Here is a 21,297-nt window from a genome sequence, read left to right as displayed (position 1 = left end):
TGTGATTTTATTCATCTTATCTTTAACTCAACCATTTTAAAACCCACTTACAAAAAGATCCCTATAAACCTATGCTTAAGAAGAAGGGAATAACAAGGGGCATTGCCGTATTCCCCTCTTCTCAAGAGGGGTGCCGAGCTTGCGAGGTGGGGTGTTTATAAATCATAATCTACGCCTGAAAATTATCCGCATTATTGTCTTGTTGATACTTAACCAGTTGCAAAATGTCTGACTTTAACTGAAAGCTCACGACAAATGGGGCTACCTTACTGTTATCACTACTAATCTTCCAGCTGCACAACCAATCACTATTGCAATTAGCATCCGCCAACATCTTAAAGACTGCCCACTCACCCTGATAGGTTTTTTGATAAGTTACATTGCTGTTACTTAACCAGCCAATGGATACGGTTGGTTGCAGTTGCCAATCATAAACAACCGGGTGATTGCTTTGGTCATAGGTATCTAAGCCCAATACACGATCCTTGCTACCAATTTGCATAAATGACAGCACCATTTTGCTAATGCCATCTAGGGAAACCTGTTTAAAAGGTGTTGCTGCTACAAACATATCCACCGCTCGCGGCTTGCCATCTGTTGTCCATAAATCACTTTGCAAACGATAGAAGTAATTAAATGAATCAATATAGCTCACAAGCGTTTTTTGCTGCTCTTGGGTTAAATTATTATCAACTTGCCAAATGCCACTAATCGCATCTAAATGAATAAAGCCTTTAAGTAGTGAATACATCTCATTATAAACAGTACCTTTAGGTCCAAACATGTCATTTAATGCATCTGAGCTAATAATACTACTGGAGCCTAAATCCAATGGGAATTTACTTTTTACAAGTGCAATTTTTGGCACAATATCAAGATCCCATTGCTGTTTCAAATCAGTAATAAGATACTGCGCAACACTCAAGCGAATGATACTCTCGGGCACTTTAAGTAATTGATATGCCTCATTATTTGGCACACCTAAGGCGTCGATTAAACCATTGAGCTTAGCTAATAATGAATCTTCTTTGGTTGAATTGATCTCTTCATATAAACGAGTGTAATTTTCACGATTACGTTGATAGAGATTATTACTAATGGATGACAATACTTGCTTATAATCTTGATATTTTGGAGACGCTACAAACTCATTTAATCGTGCGAAATTATTTGGGATAATTTGCAGCTCAGCAGGCAGCGTTTCCCCTTTCCCAAAGCTTGTATTGGTCTTGATATAATCAAGCATATTGCTAAATGGCGTATTATCCGAAGTAATATCAATCAAAAACATCTGCAAGTTATCAATCGACACCTTGGTTGGCAAAGAATTTTCCAATACTTGATTCAACATCTGCACGTATTGACTGGCATAATGTGTTAATGCCCCCTTTTCCAAACGATCAAATGCGCCATAGTTGATATTGTATTGCTGCAGTAATTTCACCAAACTCTCATAGCGCTTTAATAGCGGTAATACCGAGTTGATCAACGTGTTTTTTGAATAGACTAATGACACGGCGGTTACGTTACGCGAGAAGACCGTTTTGAAAGTGTATTTATAGTAATCATTGTCATCGAGCAAACTGATTGTATTTTGATTGCGATTAAGCACACTGACCAAAATAGAGTTAAGCTCAGCACTCAATAAAATGCGCTTCCACACCTGCTCTTTTGATTGATCGACTGAACGCTTACTAAAGAAGGCATTCACTTTATCGTTATAGTGAAACATTTGCTCAACAATATCTGCAAAGCTTGTGATATTATTTTGCGTAGCTGGAATAAGGTTTTGCAGATCAATCAATGCCGTGCTGCCGTTACAATAAGACTGATCCTGCGGTAAAGCGCTGCCTAATTTTGCCAAGAACTTGCTAACGCCTGAATTATTATTAAGCACATCGTTAGTTAACATATCTGGCACAACTTGCTGTAATAAACACACCTCTTGATGAGTAATCACATTGCGACTGATATACTCTTTTAACTGATCATTCGTCGCATGAAAGTAATCACCATCAAAAAAAGTGCTCAACATCTTACCTGAACCAATAGTGCTTGCTGAATTTATGATTTTAGAGTCATCAGATTCTGCGTTATACAGATTGCTCGGAATATGTGAAACCAGTTTGCTGTTGTTACTGCCATAACGATAAACAATGCCTAACTGCTCAGAAGACAATCCAGTAATCAAAGAAATAAGAGATAAATTATCTTTTAATACATCTGCAACTTTACTTGAATTAGTACTGGCAATAAGTGATAGATAAATTGCCTTATGTAGATAGTCTTCTGTTTGATATATTTTCGGTAATAGTACGTTTTCATACAAATAATTAGCATATAAGCGGTTTAGTGTTTTATTACCATGCGCATTATATAAAAAAGGCAATAATAATTGACTGCGATAATAGCTCACCCATTGCTCATAAGTCTTAGCGGCTGCCTCTGTTTCCATTGTATCTAATGGCACAAAAGGACGCTTCAATTGAATAAATTCACTAAACTCATATTGTTGATAGGCATTATAGGCAAACACCGTACTAAAGAATGCCGAAATAAATACTGCCGCAGGTACTAATACATGCCTTGGTTTTAATGCATTTTTATACGCTTTGGAGCCAAAATCAAAGAACGTACTGTGATAGTTTCTAGCATGTATACCAAAATCAAGATGAATCGCTTTGGCAGGCACTTGGCCATAAGCGCCTTGCGTTAACTCAGAGACTAATTGTATTGCTGGCAAAGTCGCACGCTCAATTTGATAAGCTGCCGTTAGCGCACGCTGAACTTCAGCCGTATGATTATTTAAATCACTCAACTTCACTGAAATTCGATGACGGATAATGGCAAATTCGTCATCCAAGGTTGTTTTAATCTCCTCAGCAGAGCTTGGCGCTTCAAAGCTTATCTTAGTGTCATGTTTCAACAAATCAAAAAGTGCTTCTATTTCTTCATCCAGCGCAAAATCGGCAACCGATAAATGTATCTGATAATTCCCATGTGAGAATAATGGCATTTGTGCCATAAACTTTTGAAACATCGCAAACTGACTAGAGATAAAGTCATTACTTGTCGCCTTTAGCAGCACGACAGGTAATTGAATTGCACCACGATGATAAAGCTTATTCAAAAAACCATTAAACAACGGGACATTTAATTGCTTGGTACTTTCTAAGGTAATCACAACAATCACCTTGCCATGCCCAACGATGATCGATTGATTCGCATCAATAATAGTAATCTCAAAGGCATCTAAATCAATCAAACCACCAAGATACGTCAAGGCATGCTCCATATTGCCTTCATAAACACATAAAAAGGATGGCCAAAATGAATGCTTTGCCTGCTTTTGAATATTTAGCTGAGCGTCTGCATATGGGTTTTTATTTTTCTTGGCTTTCGGTGCTGCTTTTTTCAAGCGACCAAACATTGACGTTGCCTTGCTTTTTTCAGTCTTTAAGGTCTTGATCAACCAAACAATAAAGACCAAAAAAGCAGCCACACCCATTGTGCCAAAAAGCATAACGGCATATTTACTGGTTAATAGACTCATTTTGACTCCTTTTCATCACTAAAGCTTAATATAATCCCCTGTTTATCACTAAATGCTAAGGCGTTAGTCCCCTCGCCATTTTTTGTTGATTGTTTTAAGTTAAATTGTTGATCATTCGCGTCTTGGGTATAACTAAGTGCACATTCTTGTTGTGCACCATAGAGTGTTTGCTGTGCTATTTTTTGTGATGCTTTATCTTCAATCGTTGCTGTATTTAGTTTAACGGATTTAATTTTGACGGTTTCTGCCGAGTTAAACTGCAATAACACAACATCACCATTTCGTAATAGATTAAATGTATTTGCTGTAACGCTAAAGCCTGCTACTGGTACATACAGTGGTGCAGATTTACTCGGATCTTTATAAAGAGATTTTGGCAAATTACACGCATAGCTTAATAAGTTCTCGCTTTGCTTGGCATAGACATAATCAGTGAGTTTCGTACCTTGATCGTCAGCAAACGAGCTTTCAGTTTCAGACTGGCCTTTATAAAGCTTATAAGCATATTTGACACTATCATCAACATCTTTACCAATTGTGATCACCCCTTGTGCTTGAAATGTCACAAACGATTGATATTGAGGTAAATCATTTGCCTTAGCACTTTGATCCAACCATTGACTTTGAAGCTGCACAAAATGAGTAATGCCCGCAGATGAGCCAATCATCGTGATCTTCTCATAGCGATCCTTGTCCGTTTCTGATTCATAATTTTGCTCGGTTAATTTACGCTTTACAAACTCGATCGTTGCCCTATTCTGCACAAATTGAAAACGTTGGATGCTTAAGATCACTGCTGTGCTTTGCCCGACAAAGGTGTTTTGCCATTGTGTTTTATCCAAAGCGATCAAGTCATAACCTGGTGTTATCGGGAAAAAAGGCATAAGCTCACGCAAATTCACATGAAATTTAGCCACACAAGCCAACATGCTTTGCAAATCATTTGTAATCTTTTGCTCGGCATTGGTGTAGATCTTCGGATCCTCAACGAATTGAACACGATCAAGTGTAAAACTTTTGATTAATGGCTGTTTTTCATTATAAATTTTTGCCAAGGATTTTCTATCCGTATTCATATCAGCTAGATTCATCATATTCTGTATTTTTGACCATAGTGGCTGTACTTGGCAGTGTGCATGATCGATTTGAAATAAATCTTTTGAGGTTAATGTGCCCTTGCCCTCTGGCTTTTTTTGCCAGTCACTGGTTAGTGCATCATATAAAACATAGCTGCTTTTGCCCTTTGTGAGTTTGCTATAGTCATACACCAAATAAACACTGTAATGATCCAAAGCCTCGATAAAATAATCATAGAAACTACGTGCGTAAGCGGATACCATTATTTGTTTTTGCTTGGTTGCAAGTTTTTTGCATTTGGCTGCATCAATCTGCACCCAACTTTGGAAGAAATTATTGTCATTAAACACATCGATATATGATTTATCAAAATCAACATAAATAGGTTGATGTTGTGACCAGAATGCCTTTAGAGGATCGCTAAATTTCAAGCTGAAAAACGGCAGCATCGAGGCAATTTTACTCGTTTGCTTATCAATATTTTGTTCAACCAAAGGATCGGCAAAATGCAAATGTTCATCATTTGTCATAGAAGCAATTGCTTGTAATTGCAGCTTAGTCTGATACTTGGTGTTTTTCTTATCAGGATCGTCAAAAACATAGGTATTCTCTAATGTAATCGCCATTGATAACGGAACATTCTGATACAAAAATGCATAATCTGGATGCACGCCATCATCATATGAAATTTGAAACTTAAGCATACCATCAAAACCATAGCGTTTAAGCTCAAGATCCAGCTCGGTAATATGATAATTAGCCAACATCAAACCTTTAAACTGTGACTTTTCTGTTTGATTTTGATACTTGTTACTGACTAATGTTAATGGCTTTGTTGCTAGGTTTTCATCTAATGGATTAAGCTCAATCGTGATAACTTGCTCAACGATAAACGGGTCATATCCAATCACTGGACGAATCTTGGTTTGTAGAAGTGCGAACAATTTGCGTGACTCGTTTTTACTGACAATGCTAAGTGCGAAAAAGCGTGATAGTTTATTCACCACCTGCTTAAATTTAAAAATATCCACACCATCAAGTTGCAATAGCACTTCTTCAACCAATAAAGTCTCAAGCTCATCCAACATTAAACGTGCATTCTCAAGCATGTTCGATGTATTTTGAAAATTTGTCTCTAGGATCTCATCCAATAGATTAATAAAAGTCAATTTTTCAAAATACACCTTAAAAGGGCGTATCACATAGCGTGATAGCACACCGGCAGATAATAAATCAAGCACACGGGCATAAGCAATACTTTGACGAAACCCAGGTTTTTGTTTGGCTTTGATTAAGCCTAGAATCTTTTGATGCAATAGCTTTAATTTATCAATACTCTGATCGTTTAACTCATCAATCACAGCAATGGTTAATACATCCAGTAACGCATGTGAGATATAGGAAAAACGCTCTGAACTTAAGCTTAAATTCGGCAAAACTTCGGCTAAGATGTCTGCCAATTGCACATTAATATCTTTCGTTTCAGATGTCTTTTGCCCTTGTTCTACTGTACTTTTACTCTCATCATCAAGCACTGTGCTTTCATCTATTGTTGCCGCACCCATACTTCTTCCTTATATTGCCACTGATTGTTTAAATTGACGTTTGGGATAAAATTCATGGCTATTAGGATCTTTTTTGCTCGCATCAGTAACGGAAGTCACTGCAGAGCCATCTAACAACACCAAATCAAATTGACCACTTGTCTGATACGCATCAATTAAACTTTGTAACTTAGCAGGTTCATCAAGAATCAAATATGCTTGCGCAAGTAATGCCTGTTTTTTTCCTTCATCAAATACACCTCTGACTGCCAACCATGTGTTTTTCTTATTGGCATAGGCAGGCTCGTCAATACTTGATTTAGGCTGTGACAAATACTCCATGACATCTTGATCAAAACCACCAAAGCTTTGAAAGGCGATTTCTCGCTGCGATTTCGGATCAATCATCACCCCTTTGAGCAGTCTATACTTTTCAATTTCAACAATACTATCTTGAGTAAAAGTCTGCTTATCAAGCATATGATGACTTGACTTAAATGTGTAGTTTGATAGTGCACGCAAGCTTGTATTAGACTCCATACTCGTAAGAATATTCATATAAACCGGCGTTTTACGTTGACCACTGCGTGTGGTTTTCCTCGTGATAAGCGCATTATACTGACGATCTTTTCTGCCTGCCGCTGAACCTGTTAAATTATAAATATGTGCTAAAAATTGTGCTTGTGTGTTTTTTAGCTGCTCTTCTACGGCTAATTGTATTGTTGTGCGCTGTGTGCTTAGACTGCCAACGGCTTCCTTTTGGCGCTCACTGGTATTTGATAGCATTGCCTTTAATAATAAGCTTACTTTTAGATCATCCACTTTATACACTGGCGAGAACCCTTGATAACGCACATCACCATTATCATCAAAACGCTTGATCTGTAATTTAGTCATCACATCATCTGCCCAGACGCTTAGTTGGTTTTGCTCACTGCCACTGAAGTTTCTGCTGCGTTTTGCATATTCAATATTGATCGCAACCTTGACATAGGCTTGCAATAAAGCATGCATAATTTCAGCCGCAACCGTGTAAAAGCTAACACTGTCATCATTTAATAACCTTTCTTTCTCTTGGTTTTTAAATTCACTCACAGAGATAAGGTCTAAATATTTAGCGATAAACTCACTCAAAGAAACATTTGACTCGGTATTACATAACTGGGCATAGCGGCTTTGCGCTGTTCCTTCCCCTAAGGTAGCCTTCATTCGCGCTGATAGCACTTTATCTTTGCTATCACCCTGATAAATCGGCTTATCACCAATACCATGAGCATACATCTTAAGCATTAGCTCATTGAGTTGACTAAATAAACCATAGAGATTCACCATGTCTTCGGTATTAATGACAAAAGATACTAACTGACGTATATTCACGTTATTTTTCAAGGTTGAGCTACTGCTAGATAATACCAGTTGCATATAAATATACGCTTTACTCTCAGCGTTGAATCCATTCATGATTTGACTTGGAATGTCCTGAGCTGCAGCAACATCTTGTGCCACAGCAGTAAAGTTATAAGGTCTGCTGCCCAGTTTCTGCCCTAGTGCAATTTCCGTTAATTGATCCTCAACAACCATACTGACAAGCTTTGGCTGTTGATTATCAAGGCGCAAATCTTTTAAGATCTTGGCACCTTGTTCTAAATAGGCGTGCATTGAATCTTGGAAATCTTTGTAGCGCTTATCTTTCAAAGTACTGGCGGCTTTGATCACATTCGCATCATAAAATGTATCTAGATTCTCTTCTAATTGTGGCGCATAGATTTGAGCCTTACTATCCTCAACAAAGGCTTGGCAGAAACCAGTATAGCCTGGGGCTTTTGCCCATTCCTGCGCACCTTCAATAGCTTTCACCTGCTCATTGGTTTTGGTCACCAACTCCTTATAAACATCTAAGCGCTCTCTTAATTTGCTAATTTTACGAGCTGCTTGGTAGCTATTACCATGCACCTTGACACGCGTTGCATCTTTTTGCAAAGCCTCTTTCCATGCATCGATACTTTTGGTTAATGCACGCGAACTATCCTCAAACTTCTTATAAACTTCAGACAATACTTTAGTGAAGTTGGCAATAATCTGCTGAAAACTACCTGTTCTAATAAACTCTTCACCATAAAGCCCAACAAGCTGTCTTAGCGCTTGCTGCACTAAATAAAGCTGAACCAAATGATCATATTCAACCATTAAAGCTGCAACACATAGCGAAATCAGAAAACGAAAGTCTGTCTCACTTGCTCTTAAACTAGCAATCTGTTCAATCAATGCAGTTTTTTGATCCAAAAACAAATCCGCCTCACCAACATTAGGTGTCTTACCTTGAAAATAATCAAATAGTTTTGCTTTAAGATCTTCTTGTGCAATTTCACCGCGTTCAATCGCCCCTTTACCATATAACTCTTGGGTTGAGAAATACAGCATACTGTGTGCTAATTGCCAATGCACCACCATGTCATAGCTACTAAACTTAGCAAACTCGTTTAGTAAGCCCATGCGCGTTCTAAACATGTGCTGTAAAAAAGGCATCTGTTCTGGATAAGAGGCTGAAAACATCTGCATCGTTAATTCAGACACTTGCTTGATATGTGACTGATTAATGCCAAATACAAACTCATTAATAAATGCCGTCATCTGTCCATAGCATGCCTCACGATAGTTCTGGCTCGCATCAACACTAATGACTTTTTCTTTTGTTAAAAATGCCGCTTCAATTTCTTTTAGAAAGCCTTTTAATCCTTCTAAAGCCTCATGCCGTGCTTGGATAAATTGTGCAAATAGATCTTTACTTTCAGGCGCAAAGCAGCCCAACAATTCATTGAGTGTTTTCTTGCCTTTAATTTCCTCTTTTTGATCTAACTGGTAATTTATCACCAGCTCTTTAACTTGGGGAATTTTAGCAGTTTGATTATGAGTTAATGTCAGAGTATTTTTTTGCGCTACATATTCAATTGTTACTAATTTTAACGCATCAGTTACTTGATCTAATTTATCCACATCCGCGGTTGTTAACTTATCCTCTTCAACCATTAAAAACTCAAAGCTTGATGAGGTCATTTGTTGAAAGTATTTTTCTTTGCAGGTGGTAATAAAGATGCCATTATCAATCACAGGATAACTTGGGAAAATAATCGTTGATAATTGAAATGGCAGATTTTTGACAAGATATTCAAGTGATTTATCAGCAAGCATTAATGACACTTGATCACTGGGCAAGCTCTTTTGTGCAAAGCTTTCAACCGCAACAATATAGTCTTGGAAAACACGTAAATGCCCTTGAAAATCATGTAACTTAAAATAGCTTGATATCACCGTCTGGCGCTTATTCTTTAAAATACCAAACAAATTACCCAGTGATGCACTATCGACAAACACATCACACTGTTGCGCTGACTTCTGCAAATCGTGAATCGCTTTGACGGATTCAGCATGTGCTTTCTGTGCCTGAACCAAATCCTTAGATACTTCATCAAACTGTGTTTGAAACTCAACCACGGCTTCACTTTCTTTAAAGCTGCCCAAAACCCCACTTTTTGAAGCTTGCTGAGACTTTTTTAAGCTATCACTAATAAGTTGTAGTGCTTTAATATTTAGTAAGTTTGCCACCTCGGTATCAGTAATTGCCGAGGCTTCACGATTGCTGGCATAATCCGCCATTTTTTTGACCAAGGTGCCTTTGGATGTTGTCTTTGAAAGCTTTTCAACAACCGCTTTGGCATCATTTGCAAGCTTTTGGCGTTTATCTTTAATCTCTTGATCATGCTCAGGACGTCGATACTCTTTTTGTAAAAACTCATTTAAGAAATGCATATGATAAAGCGCAATAGGCACAATACTAGCAATACCAAAGCTGCCTGAAACAAGCGTTTTGTCATTATGACACTGTACATTTGGACAGGTTAAGATCTTAACCAAGTGTGTCACAATTACCGCTGTTTTCCATAAGTTCTCATCATGGATGATCCACAGCTTTTTCTGCTCGGAGTAGTAGCATCCAGCATACAGTTTCTCATCATCTTCTTGTGTGACTTTTTTGGCATCCTCATTCATTGCCAACCATTCATAATAAGAAACATATTCGTGATAGAGGGACTCTAGCACTTTGGCAATCAGCTTTAAGTTATCACTTTCTAGGTTTTCATAATTAAATGTCAGCACATTTTTTAACATCCGTGGATTTAAGCAATCGGTAATATAAGCATTTTTGCCTTGGAACCAATCTGCAAAACGAATTTTTGTCTTTTGCCAAAAGGAGGTTTTTTCCTGTACTTTGTCAAACTGCTCTTTACTAACTTGCGCGCCCATTTTAACGGCGACATCGAAAGCGCGCTCGTTATAGCCAGAGCTGACCATATTCTTAAGTGCTAGTTTTTTATCATTAAAGAAATCACGATAAGCTTGCGCTTGCGCCGGCTTTGCAACAATCACCACCGTATCATAATCAGCAACCGCCAGTTGGGTTTCAATATCCTCACTGGCACTTAAACGCTTTTGCACCTCATTGTAGCCATCGATCACCTTACCTGCATTTGAGGCTAATGTCGCTAATTGTACTGCACCGCTAATTAAGCCCATGCTCAAACTCCTTTTTGTCTATTTTTTCTGCTATTAGTCTACTGCTTTAATGCTTTTTCAAAATCTGCGACATACGCTTGCAGTTTCTTAATGCGTAGCTGTGGATCTGCTTTTAACATCCAATCGGAGTCATCATATAAACGGATTAATGCTTGTTCGTCATATAGATCAACTAACTCCCATTCTTTTTTCCAATTAGAGTTTTTTCCCATCCCAGTCACTGGACTATCATAACAATTTCCATATTTTCCATTTTCAGAAAATACATCTTCTCCTTTATTTTTAAGCATCGTAAAACACCCATCATCCATCAATCGCTGCATTGCTCGTAGATGCGCTTCTTTATCTTTTGTCATCGTATCTGAGTCTTGAAACTTCACCAATGTATCATCTTCATGCGTACATTCAATAAAGCGTAAATAAATCTCCTCATACTCAGTATAAAGAATACAAAAGTCTTGGGGTAGAAAACCTTTTAATGTTAAGATTTTCTGACTTAATGTATCAGCATCTACTTCAGTAATTGTATCAAAAACATAAGAGCTCTTAGCAACATAGGACATCATAACAATAGTAACTGCCAAGGTAATAGCACTTGTATGAACAGGCAAAGTCTTCACTATTGGTTTTTGTGGATCTATTAGCGCTAAAAGCTTATTCACCTCTCGCTTGATTAATGCGTATACTGCAGGATATGACAACATGCTAAATGCAATATCATAGCGATCACTTATTATACTTCTGCTATCTTGAGGATTCACAAAGTTGCACTTCATAATATCACTTACTTTTATTCGTGACATTGGAACATAGTCTTCTTTTAAGAAACGTTCTGTTGACCAGTTGAAATTTCCAGCCGTTACAAATTGAGGAGCTGTTAATTTAGACATGGCATCTTTCTTAACAAATTCAAAAAAACTAGCATGCCGTTTTGTCCCCATCTCTCCTGATTTAGATTTTTCTGTGGTCGCACCTTGTGCTTTTAGTATGCAAAACACACGTCTTGACTGAAGATATAACGAGCTATCATACAAATGACCTTTTAATCGCTTAACACTCCCTTGAGCCACTTTTTTAATGTTTTCAGCCAATGACTGTTTAAGTTTTTCATTTTTAAAAAGCATTTTAAAATCATCAAAAGCCTGATGAATAACCTTCTGAATAGAGGCAATACTAAACTCAATTTGTTGGCTAATAAAAACTAGCATTGAAAAATCACAATCTTGTGATACATACATCAATGAAGCTTGTTCATCCTCCGTTAACCAAGCTTTATTGGCTTGAATTAATTTTAAGAAATCTGATCTGAAGCTAGAACCTTCAACCTCAAAACTAATCAATGAATACAATGTGCATACAATGAAATACATTGTTGCAGGCATGCTTGCTTGATCATATTCAAAGGCACCCATAACCTTGTCAAAGATAAGATTATACTGCGCATCCGAATCCGTATCTAACTGCACACCGGCTAATGGCTGAATGTTTTTATAAAGCTCATCATTCTGCAAAATTGCATAAAGAAGTGCCGCCGTAATTGTTTTTTTCTGAGTCTTATCATAATGTTTAAAGCTTAAAAACAACTGTTGAATAATCTCAATTTGCTTTAAAAGCGACACGCGCAGCGGGTTCTTGTCCTCTGGTAGAAATTGTAGCCAAATGATTGATTTTTCAAAATCACTGACTTCAGTTCGCCCCCTTCGTCCATGGTGAACTGCTTCCAGTAAACACCAGTCCATCACATTATTGAGCTGATAACCTTTAATAATTTGGTTATTCAAATCCGCAAACATTTCTCGTGGTACGTCATATGTGATTTTTGACTCTGAAAGTATTTTCTGATACTTATCATCCAAAAAGGAATACATTAAAAGCTCACTATCAACACTTGATAACAAAAACTCATCCGATGGAATGGGGTGCGTGCTAAACAAGCTCCAGCCACCACCTCTTAACATGCTGTAAAAGAACATTTTCGTTTCTAATGGATACGCTTTGGATTTTGAATATTCCGATACCTTATCAAGTAAGGCACGTTTCTGTTTATCAACATCCTCTGTGATTTGATCTCTTTTTATAATCGCTGATTGTACAAATGTATCATATTCAAATTTTTCACCTTTGGCGTTATAAGGCACTGTTTGCACTTGCTGCTTTAAGAATTCATGGATATTGCTAAGCAAAGTTAAATAGGCTTTTTGCTTAATCTCAACTTTTTGCCCATCTTTAAGGTAAACACTGGCTTTATCCAAATAATCAACTGCCATCTGCCCATGTTTATATAGTGAATCCGATAAAGTCATCATTTGCGGGCGCACACTGTTATAGATTTTCTTTAATCCACTTAGCCAATAATGACTATTGACCGTATCAGCATACTGTTCAAGCTCAGGTAACAGCTGATAAGTAATAGCTTCTAATACTTGCGCGATACTTCGCTCATCTTCATAAAGCTTTTTCAAACTGCCTCTAAACGCTTCATTATGAAAAATCATGCTGCCATATTGTTTAATCATACTACTTGCTGAGCGTTTACCGATATCAAGTAAAACCAAACGCTCAAATAATGACATCATGGTTGCGAGTATCAATGCCATGGTTGGCAGTAAGGCATCTTTTGCTGAAGCGGCAATGGCCTTTATGACCTGATTAACAGGATTACCTTCTAATATTTCATCAAGCTCTTTTTGTGAAAAGCATTTTTGATAACGCTTTAAGTACTCTTGAATTAATTTTTCTAAACGTTTTTCAATGTTTGTATCTTTTGCCTTTTCCTCATCCTTTACATAAAGATGCTTTTTAATCGCCTGATTTGCCTTATCCATTGATTCACGCGCGTAGTGTACAACGAAGGAGTGCACAACCATGCTATAGCTATAATCCAGCAATAAATAAAAAGGTGTGACACCACTGATGGCTAGTGATGACTGACTGACTGCACTGCGTTTTCTAAACAGAAATTGTAACATAGGCATTTCAAGTGGAAAGCAACTGGCAATGACTTTTTCTAAATCATCCGCATTTTCAGCAAAATGCTTATACACTTCTTCACACTTCTCTCTCTTTAAAATAGCAGCCACATCATCACCAAAGCCCTTGGCATCGGCGTCTTCAGAAACCTCAATTGCTGCCTGCATTAAAGGTGCACCCTGTTTGGCAGCAATCGCTTTGATCATCAATACCTTATCGACCCACGCCTGAACAATTGGGATTTGTTCTGGATCTTGCAGCTCATCAAATAATTCGTTTAGTTTTAATTTTAAGACAACTTTTCCAGAGCACTCAAGATATGCCATCTCAGGCATTTTTTGCTGTGTGCTGCCAAATAATAATTGAGCAATCTCTTTCTCTGTTGTGATACTTATATCTGAATAACTAATAGCAACAATTTTATGTTTTACAGGATCTGATTCTGCTACTTTTTCCAAAGTAATACTCACTGCAGTATTGACATAGTCTTTACCCATTAAACCATTGAGTTTTTCATCAACAGCGGTTTTGCCCTTAACCTCGGTAAAAAAAGCATCATAATAGGTAAACATCTTAAGGTATAAGCTACCAATAAAGGTATTTAGCATACTGCTATTAAGTGAAATATCATTATAGCTAAACATTAGACGTAAAATGGGGCGCACTAGATCAAAATAATAATTCATCAACGGCATCGATTCGTGTATATGTTTAAGCATGGCCGTTGGTGCTGAAGTTTCCACTTTGTACAAAACACTTTGGAAATATGACTGTGACAAACGTGCCACCTCAAAGGGTGGAATGGCTTTTTTAAACTTGCCACCTAAGTCAGCACCACCTAACATCGTATGACCAAAATTACCGCCAAAGACTTTGAGCGTCTTATCATTAGGCTTCTCTTTTATCATTTGCTTCGATGCTTCAATGGCTGCCTTATTTTGCGCAATCACTTTTTGCATCTGGTCATAATGTCCTTTTTGCTCAGCAACATCAGTCACAAATGCTTTGACATTACCCATACTTGAAGCGATATTGCTGTAGGATTTCTTTGCCAAGAAACTGGCAATTCCTGCGGTAGGGGCGGCATTCATATAAGAAACTTCATTAACCTGTTTATCTCCTATGCGACTTAGCATGGTCGACATCTTCTGCATATGGATATTTTGACTTTCCTTAAGCACACTGACCAAATGTGAAGTGGCATTACGAAAGGACTCAGAACGCTCTTGTAAATTTTGTTCTTGCTTTTACTCTAAAAGTGGAATAGCGATTGATGTGATATATTCGTTTAAATGGTCGATATGCGCATACAAGGTTGGATAGACTAAATTACCATTTTGATAAAGATAATGCGTCATATTGAGAATACTATAAAGATGATTGGTCATGATAAATAACAAGACAATATCCAAAGATACAAAGGTATAAACCGTGCCGCTTTTATTGACCATAGTCGAGATATCAGCATCGGTTTGTGCATCAGAGAGTTTCTTTGGATCTAGTGAGCTTGCCGTGTGCACTTGCAAAAAAGTAACCAAATCTGCAAACACCATAATAAGATCACGTTTTACATCATCCAGTTCAAAAAAGTTTGAACCGTTATCAATACGGCCACTCTTAGAGGCAATCGCTAGTTTATAGGGCGCAATACCATCGGTTAAAAACACGCGCTTACCTGATAGATAGCCCCATATTTTTTTGGATGTTTCACGTAAACCCCAGCTTTCAGCTAAGAATTTATGCGCCTCTTTTGAGTTTTCACTACCAAACTGCATGCGACATTGCAGATCATGGCTTTCGATCTTATTGACGCTCCCCTTTAATCCTTCTCGAATCTCACCAATTTTATCATCAAAGAAATTAACATATTGCTGCACAATCTGCGGATCAACAACAATAAGTGAAACATCCTCAACCTTGCTATTATCATTAACATCTTCGATTGAAGCATAGCTTTTATACGCTTCCTGCAAAGCTTGATAGCCCAGTTTGGCAACTGGTGAAAAACTTGCAACTGAAAAAGGCATTCCAAACATCATCCATTATCCCTGTAGGTTAGTTACTCCAAAACTCAAGCTAATATATCTATCGCAAAATGATTTACGGTGGGTATATTATTTGCCATTTCCTAATAAATAATCTATCGATAAACAAACAATCAGGTCAAGTCAATTTAAAGCATTTTTTGAAAATAAAGAAAACAAAATTTGTCTAATTTACTAAACTCATCACTCAACCATGCATAGAATTCATATAAATCAGCAGATGAATGTTATTTTTTCAAAAAAACCTATAAAATCGCTCAAAAAATAAATTTGCATTTTTTGCCTCTATCTATTGACTAATCATAAATCAACAGGTTACATTGATCCGGCCAAATAACTAACCAGAAAATTGAATTTCTAGTAAAAATCCGAGTGCTGATAGGAAATATTCTCAGCATATAATCAACCATAAGCGTATTAAAAAGGAACGGATAACATGGCTGTAAATAAAAAACTTCCAAAATCAAGATTGATGATTCAATACGACACGCGTGTTAAAGGCGAGGCAAAGAAAAAAGAACTCCCATATCGCGTTCTCGTGATGGGCGATTTATCCAAAGGCAAATCAAAAGATGCCAAACTCCCATTTGAAGATCGTGATGTTCGCGTAATTAAAAATGGGCTTAACGCCACACTCAAAGATATGGAAATCACTGCAAATATGCGTGTTCCCAATAGCATCAACCCTGCGAAATCACCAATGATTGATATTAATTATAAATTCACATCAATGGCAGATTTTCAGCCTGATCGCATTGCCAAAAAAGTACCTGAATTGAATGCGCTTCTCCAGTTAAAAGAAATGTTATCTTCATTTGAAAAAGACATTGATAACAATCGCACATTGAAAAAAACCATTGACGGTATTTTTTCAGATAAGCAAACGCTTGAATCCTTGAAAAAAGAGATTCCCAATTTAGATCACTATAACCTTGCCAAAATTGATGATGGTGCGATTGAAGGTGAAGTTGTCTCTGGTGAAGAAAATCCACAGCAAAATGGTTAAGGAGAACATAAAATGTCTGAAACAAGCACTGTAGAACAAAATGCCTTGGCAAGTATTTTCTCAATGTTTGGCGGCTCACAAGAAGAGCAAAGCACTAGTATTGAAAAAATAAATGCCAATATTAAAGAGGACATTAATGCCGTTGCCAATATTGCGGATGATTACTACTCGAGAAATATTGCGGCACTTGCACTGATCTTGGCAAATAATGATGACATAGTCAATTACAATAAAATCTATGTTCAGCGTGCGATCGAGCGCATCAATCAAATCATCGAAGAGCAAGTTAACAGTATCTTATTGCACCCTGAGTTTCGCTATATAGAGAATCAATGGTTACAACTCAAAGAAGTCATGCAGCATGATTATGATAACATCGATGTTGCAATACTTGATGTTACTCAGGAAGAGTTGCAATACGACTTTGAACGCAATCTGTATGATATCTCAAGCAGTGAACTATTCAAAAAAGTTTATGTCTCTGAATATGACCAATATGGTGGTGAACCATATGGTTTATTGATGGGATTATATGATTTCAAAAACAGCATGGATGATATCACTTGGTTAACCGGGATGGGGATGGTTGCTGAGAGCGCACACGCACCATTTATCTCTGCGATTAATCCACAGTTTTTTGGGGTTGATGACATTGCTGAGCTCAAACAGATCAAAAGCTTTGAAACATTGCTTGAGCACCCCCGCTATCGCGACTGGAATGCCTTTCGCAAGACGGATCAAGCTGCCTACATTGGCTTATGCCTAGGTGACTTCATCTTACGTCAACCATATCATCCAGTGAACAGTCCCGTTGCTGATAGCCGTATGAATAACTTTGTTGAGCAGGTTAATAATTACGAATCAAATGATACCTATCTCTGGGGTAGCTCATCATTGTTGTTTACCAAAAATGTCATGCGCTCTTTTGCTGAAAGTGGTTGGTTCCAATACATTCGCGGCCCTGAAAACGGTGGCTACATCAAAGAGCTCATTGCACCAGTTTATAACATTCGCGGATTTGATGAACAACGTTCCGCTTTAAACATTTCATTACCTGATTATATGGAGCTGTCATTAGCAAATATTGGTGTTATCCCTATTATTGAGGAGAAAGGCACAGCAAATGCCTGCTTCTTTAGTGTTAATTCAATCAAACGTGTTGAAGAATTTGTCGATGACTTTGACTCAATGAACTCACAACTCGTGGCTAACCTTTCCTATACTTTATGTATTTCACGCATTGCACATTATATTAAATGTGTTATTCGCGATAAAATCGGTAGTGTCACCAGTACTGAGATCATCCAAGAGCAATTATCAAAATGGCTTGGTCGCTATGTCACCACAGTTTTCCAACCAACTGCACTTGAGATGGCAAAATATCCATTTAGAGCCGCTGACATTCAGGTAACTCAGATTCCAGGCAAAGCGGGCTGGTATAAGTGTAATATCACGGTATTACCACATATTCAATTTGAAGGCATGGATACAACCTTAAAGATTGATACACGTCTTGATCCAGGTCTTTTTGCCACAGCAGAAGCTGAAGGCGAAGGTGAGTAATTACATTATTAAATACTATTTCCCAACCACTCATAAACAAGGAGTTTTAAAATGGCAAGTATCGAACCTAAAGTAGCAAGATCCGTTGTCCTAGATGCCAAACCACTGAGCTTCACACTTGGCGAAGCTGACTTTGCAGGCAGTCACTCTAAACCACGTATCTGGTTTGATTCATTAACGATCTTAGGGCAAGACATAGGAAAATTTTTATTTGCCATTGATGGTGGTCAAAACTTAAATGATGTCACAAGCCCAACGGCTGCTTGCAATCTGATTGAGTTTCATTTATCTGGTCCACAAATGAAAGCAAGTCTTGAAATGACTATTGGCTTACCAATTAGTCCAAAAATGAAAACCACATTAGAAGGGCTTATTTCTTCTGTTAAGAAGTCTGAAGCTAAAGATGCTTCAATCAAGTTTGGTAAAACCAATGCCTCTCAAGAATATAAAAACGATGATAAATGGGACATAATTGTTGATCTTTCCGAACTTCCTTTAGTTCCTGTTGAAAACTCAGCGTTTAATATTGATTTCCAACAATATGGCTTCCTAGGTGGCTCAACTGCAGCCGCTGATTACTACATCTTAAGGATCACTGGTGTTATGATCGATAAGGCTAATTTTTCTAAGGCAGCATTAGATGTTGTGCATGGAGAAAGTACTGAAAAAGGTCAATACGGCTTATTGAGTATTGATGAGGCGGCTTCTACAGCTGGTTAGTAATAAATCTAGAATAAATAAGTTGCATTCACACCGCACCCACACAGCCTAAGCTGCACGAGCAATCCCATAAAGGAAGAGGTACTAGCTGATGCAACTTATTTATACATCATTACTTAGCATACCCTTCATAAACTATAAAAAGGTAAAGTATGGCAACAAAAGTTCATTGGCAAGATGGCGCATTATTAAGTGCTAAATATTTCATCACGCAAGATATGCTGGGGCATCAATATGTCGCGCAAGCGCTACAGTTACCCTATCAAATGCAATATGGCATACTTAGCTTAAAACTTGATACCAAGCTTCTTAGTGTGGGCGAGCTTAAGGTTGATGAGCTTGCAGTATACACACAAACCCGTTTATTCTTTGGACTTTCGCCACAACATAACGCCTTACATCTTTCGCTAACGGATCATGATGATACCAAAGCATCTATTTTTGTGAATGTTACACATCAAACGCATATCGCTGATATCCCGACTTTGCGCCCTTATTTTCACTTGTCATTTGCAAGTGACCCAAGTGCCGCGCATAGTATCAAAATTTGCGAGCTGCACCTTAGCAGTGAGGGTTGGAAACTTTCTGAGTTCACCCCGCCACTTTTAAGTTGCAATAGCACAACTTTCCTGCCGATTTTACATCGGCTAGAGAAAATTCTTATTTCACTTAAACACCTTATCCAACATTATCAGCACAAATCCCATTTATATCCATTATTAAGCTTAATGCTGTTTAAACTTGAGGATAAACTACAATCTATTACGCAACGTGCCATCCATTACCACCCCTTTGAGTTATATACCCCCTTAAAAGAGCTATGTTTTTTACTACCTGATGAGCATCAAGTTTTCCAAAAAAACACTCTGCACATGCCTTTTGAGTTTTATGCTCCACATAAATGCTTTCAAAGTTTATTTAACACACTTGAGGCATTCTTAAACAAACCTATTAAGCAGCAATTTATTGAGCTAAAACTTGAGGGGGAATATTTCACAGCCTCACACTTAGCGAGTGATTTCCTCTCAGCAAAACAATTCTTTTTGGTCGTTAAGAAGCCTAGCGTTGAAAGCATTGATCTTAATCCAAAATTCATTAAAATCTCAGCAATTTCACGCAATAAACATATCAATCAAATGTCGCTATCAGGTGTGCAACTAGAATACATGCCAGATAGCGGAATACATCAATTAAATAATCCATTGCTATATAAAACTTATCGCCTATCACCAGGACAAGAATGGGATTATATCCTAAGCGAAAAAAACCTCATTTTTCAAGCCAATACTAAAAATGAGACCTATCAATTTTTTATCTACTACCGTTAATGCTCGATTATGATTAAGGCATTTATTGATCGCTATCACCGGCTCAAACGCTTAGTTAATATTGCCGAGCTACTCGAGTTAATCCACTACTATAATATTAGCGCACAACATGTCTGTTTTGTGGCAAACTTTTCAATTACACCGAGCAATCATCTAATTGAAGATGTTTATGCCAGTGACCATGACATCTTTGTGATGATTAACCTCTCTAAACTCACTATTTTTGCAGGCCTTCAACATTACTACAGCCTCGCGGATAAAAATGATCAAATGCAAATTATCAACACCCTTAATCAAGGGACATCTTTGCTCCTGCATCATTATTTTTATGGGCTGTATCCTGAGTTTAATCAGATTTATGACAGTAGCTATCAAAACGGTCAAGTGCTTTATTACGAGCATGATACCAATAGCTTGTCAGTCGCTACACTTGTCACTAGTTTACAATATGAGTTATCAGAGTATTGTGTAAGCTTCAGCGTTCAATCTAAGCAATGTCTGCACACGTTAAAACCCTATTACATCAATCAAACCAGTTACTTGAATGCCTGTTATCTACAAGGACTTAAAAGCACAACCAAAGCATTCCTTAAGATGGTCATTAGCGTACCACGATTTAATCAACATATTATCGAAAGCATTCAAAAAATAATTAACAACAATCCGTATTTCCAAAAAATGCAACATCTCGTTACGATTGATTTAACCATTAAACTCAATGAAATTGATCATAAGTCCTTTTTACCGATTGCTTGTGGCCAGGATACGCTTAATTCAATTTTCCGCACACAACTCTAAAATCCACACAAATAAAAAAGGCCGCTTACGCGACCTTTTAAATTATGGCGTCCCCAAGGGGATTCGAACCCCTGTTACCGCCGTGAAAGGGCGGTGTCCTAGGCCTCTAGACGATGGGGAC

At 37.6% G+C, this 21,297-nt stretch carries 10 protein-coding genes and 1 tRNA gene; 5 read left to right on the top strand and 6 right to left on the bottom strand.

Annotated elements, in window-relative coordinates; genetic code table 11:
- Positions 1–169 precede the first annotated feature (169 nt).
- From ACY10D_RS03635 to ACY10D_RS03615, 5 genes are all read right to left on the bottom strand, one after another.
- Positions 170–3,553, bottom strand: a complete 3,384-nt coding sequence (locus ACY10D_RS03635) for a hypothetical protein (protein WP_486999416.1) — start codon at positions 3,551–3,553, stop codon at positions 170–172.
- Positions 3,550–6,195: a hypothetical protein gene (locus tag ACY10D_RS03630; RefSeq protein ID WP_486999415.1), complete on the bottom strand. Its 2,646-nt coding sequence runs from the start codon at positions 6,193–6,195 to the stop codon at positions 3,550–3,552. The genes ACY10D_RS03635 and ACY10D_RS03630 overlap by 4 nt, the downstream gene beginning before the upstream one ends.
- A gap of 9 nt (positions 6,196–6,204) precedes the next feature.
- The gene (locus ACY10D_RS03625) at positions 6,205–10,746 is read right to left on the bottom strand and encodes a hypothetical protein (protein ID WP_486999414.1); all 4,542 of its coding nucleotides are present in this window, start codon (positions 10,744–10,746) and stop codon (positions 6,205–6,207) included.
- Positions 10,747–10,784: 38 nt separating this feature from the next.
- Positions 10,785–14,852: a hypothetical protein gene (locus tag ACY10D_RS03620; protein ID WP_486999413.1), complete on the bottom strand. Its 4,068-nt coding sequence runs from the start codon at positions 14,850–14,852 to the stop codon at positions 10,785–10,787.
- Between the two features lie 111 nt (positions 14,853–14,963).
- The gene (locus ACY10D_RS03615; RefSeq protein WP_486999412.1) at positions 14,964–15,755 is read right to left on the bottom strand and encodes a hypothetical protein; all 792 of its coding nucleotides are present in this window, start codon (positions 15,753–15,755) and stop codon (positions 14,964–14,966) included.
- Between the two features lie 442 nt (positions 15,756–16,197).
- Here ACY10D_RS03615 and tssB point away from each other — a divergent pair, with 442 nt between their 5' ends.
- The 5 genes from tssB to iglJ all read left to right on the top strand — a co-directional run bounded on the left by tssB (position 16,198) and on the right by iglJ (position 21,176).
- Positions 16,198–16,767, top strand: coding sequence for a type VI secretion system contractile sheath small subunit (gene tssB / locus ACY10D_RS03610; RefSeq protein ID WP_486999411.1), 570 nt, complete (start codon positions 16,198–16,200; stop codon positions 16,765–16,767).
- A 12-nt stretch (positions 16,768–16,779) separates the two neighbouring features.
- A complete protein-coding gene (tssC, locus tag ACY10D_RS03605) occupies positions 16,780–18,330 on the top strand; it encodes a type VI secretion system contractile sheath large subunit (protein ID WP_486999410.1) in 1,551 nt (516 codons plus the stop codon).
- Positions 18,331–18,381: 51 nt separating this feature from the next.
- Positions 18,382–19,050: a type VI secretion system tube protein IglC gene (iglC, locus tag ACY10D_RS03600; RefSeq protein WP_486999409.1), complete on the top strand. Its 669-nt coding sequence runs from the start codon at positions 18,382–18,384 to the stop codon at positions 19,048–19,050.
- A 152-nt stretch (positions 19,051–19,202) separates the two neighbouring features.
- Positions 19,203–20,378, top strand: a complete 1,176-nt coding sequence (gene tssK, locus ACY10D_RS03595; protein ID WP_486999408.1) for a type VI secretion system baseplate subunit TssK — start codon at positions 19,203–19,205, stop codon at positions 20,376–20,378.
- 9 nt (positions 20,379–20,387) lie between these two features.
- On the top strand, positions 20,388–21,176 hold the full coding sequence (gene iglJ / locus ACY10D_RS03590; protein ID WP_486999407.1) for a type VI secretion system baseplate protein IglJ: 789 nt from the start codon (positions 20,388–20,390) through the stop codon (positions 21,174–21,176).
- 45 nt (positions 21,177–21,221) lie between these two features.
- Here the strand turns inward: iglJ and ACY10D_RS03585 are convergent.
- Positions 21,222–21,297, bottom strand: a tRNA-Glu gene (locus ACY10D_RS03585).

The organism is Cysteiniphilum sp. (genome assembly GCF_057495195.1).
The sequence above is the reverse complement of the archived record's forward strand: the minus strand, read 5'-3'. Positions and strand labels throughout refer to the sequence as shown.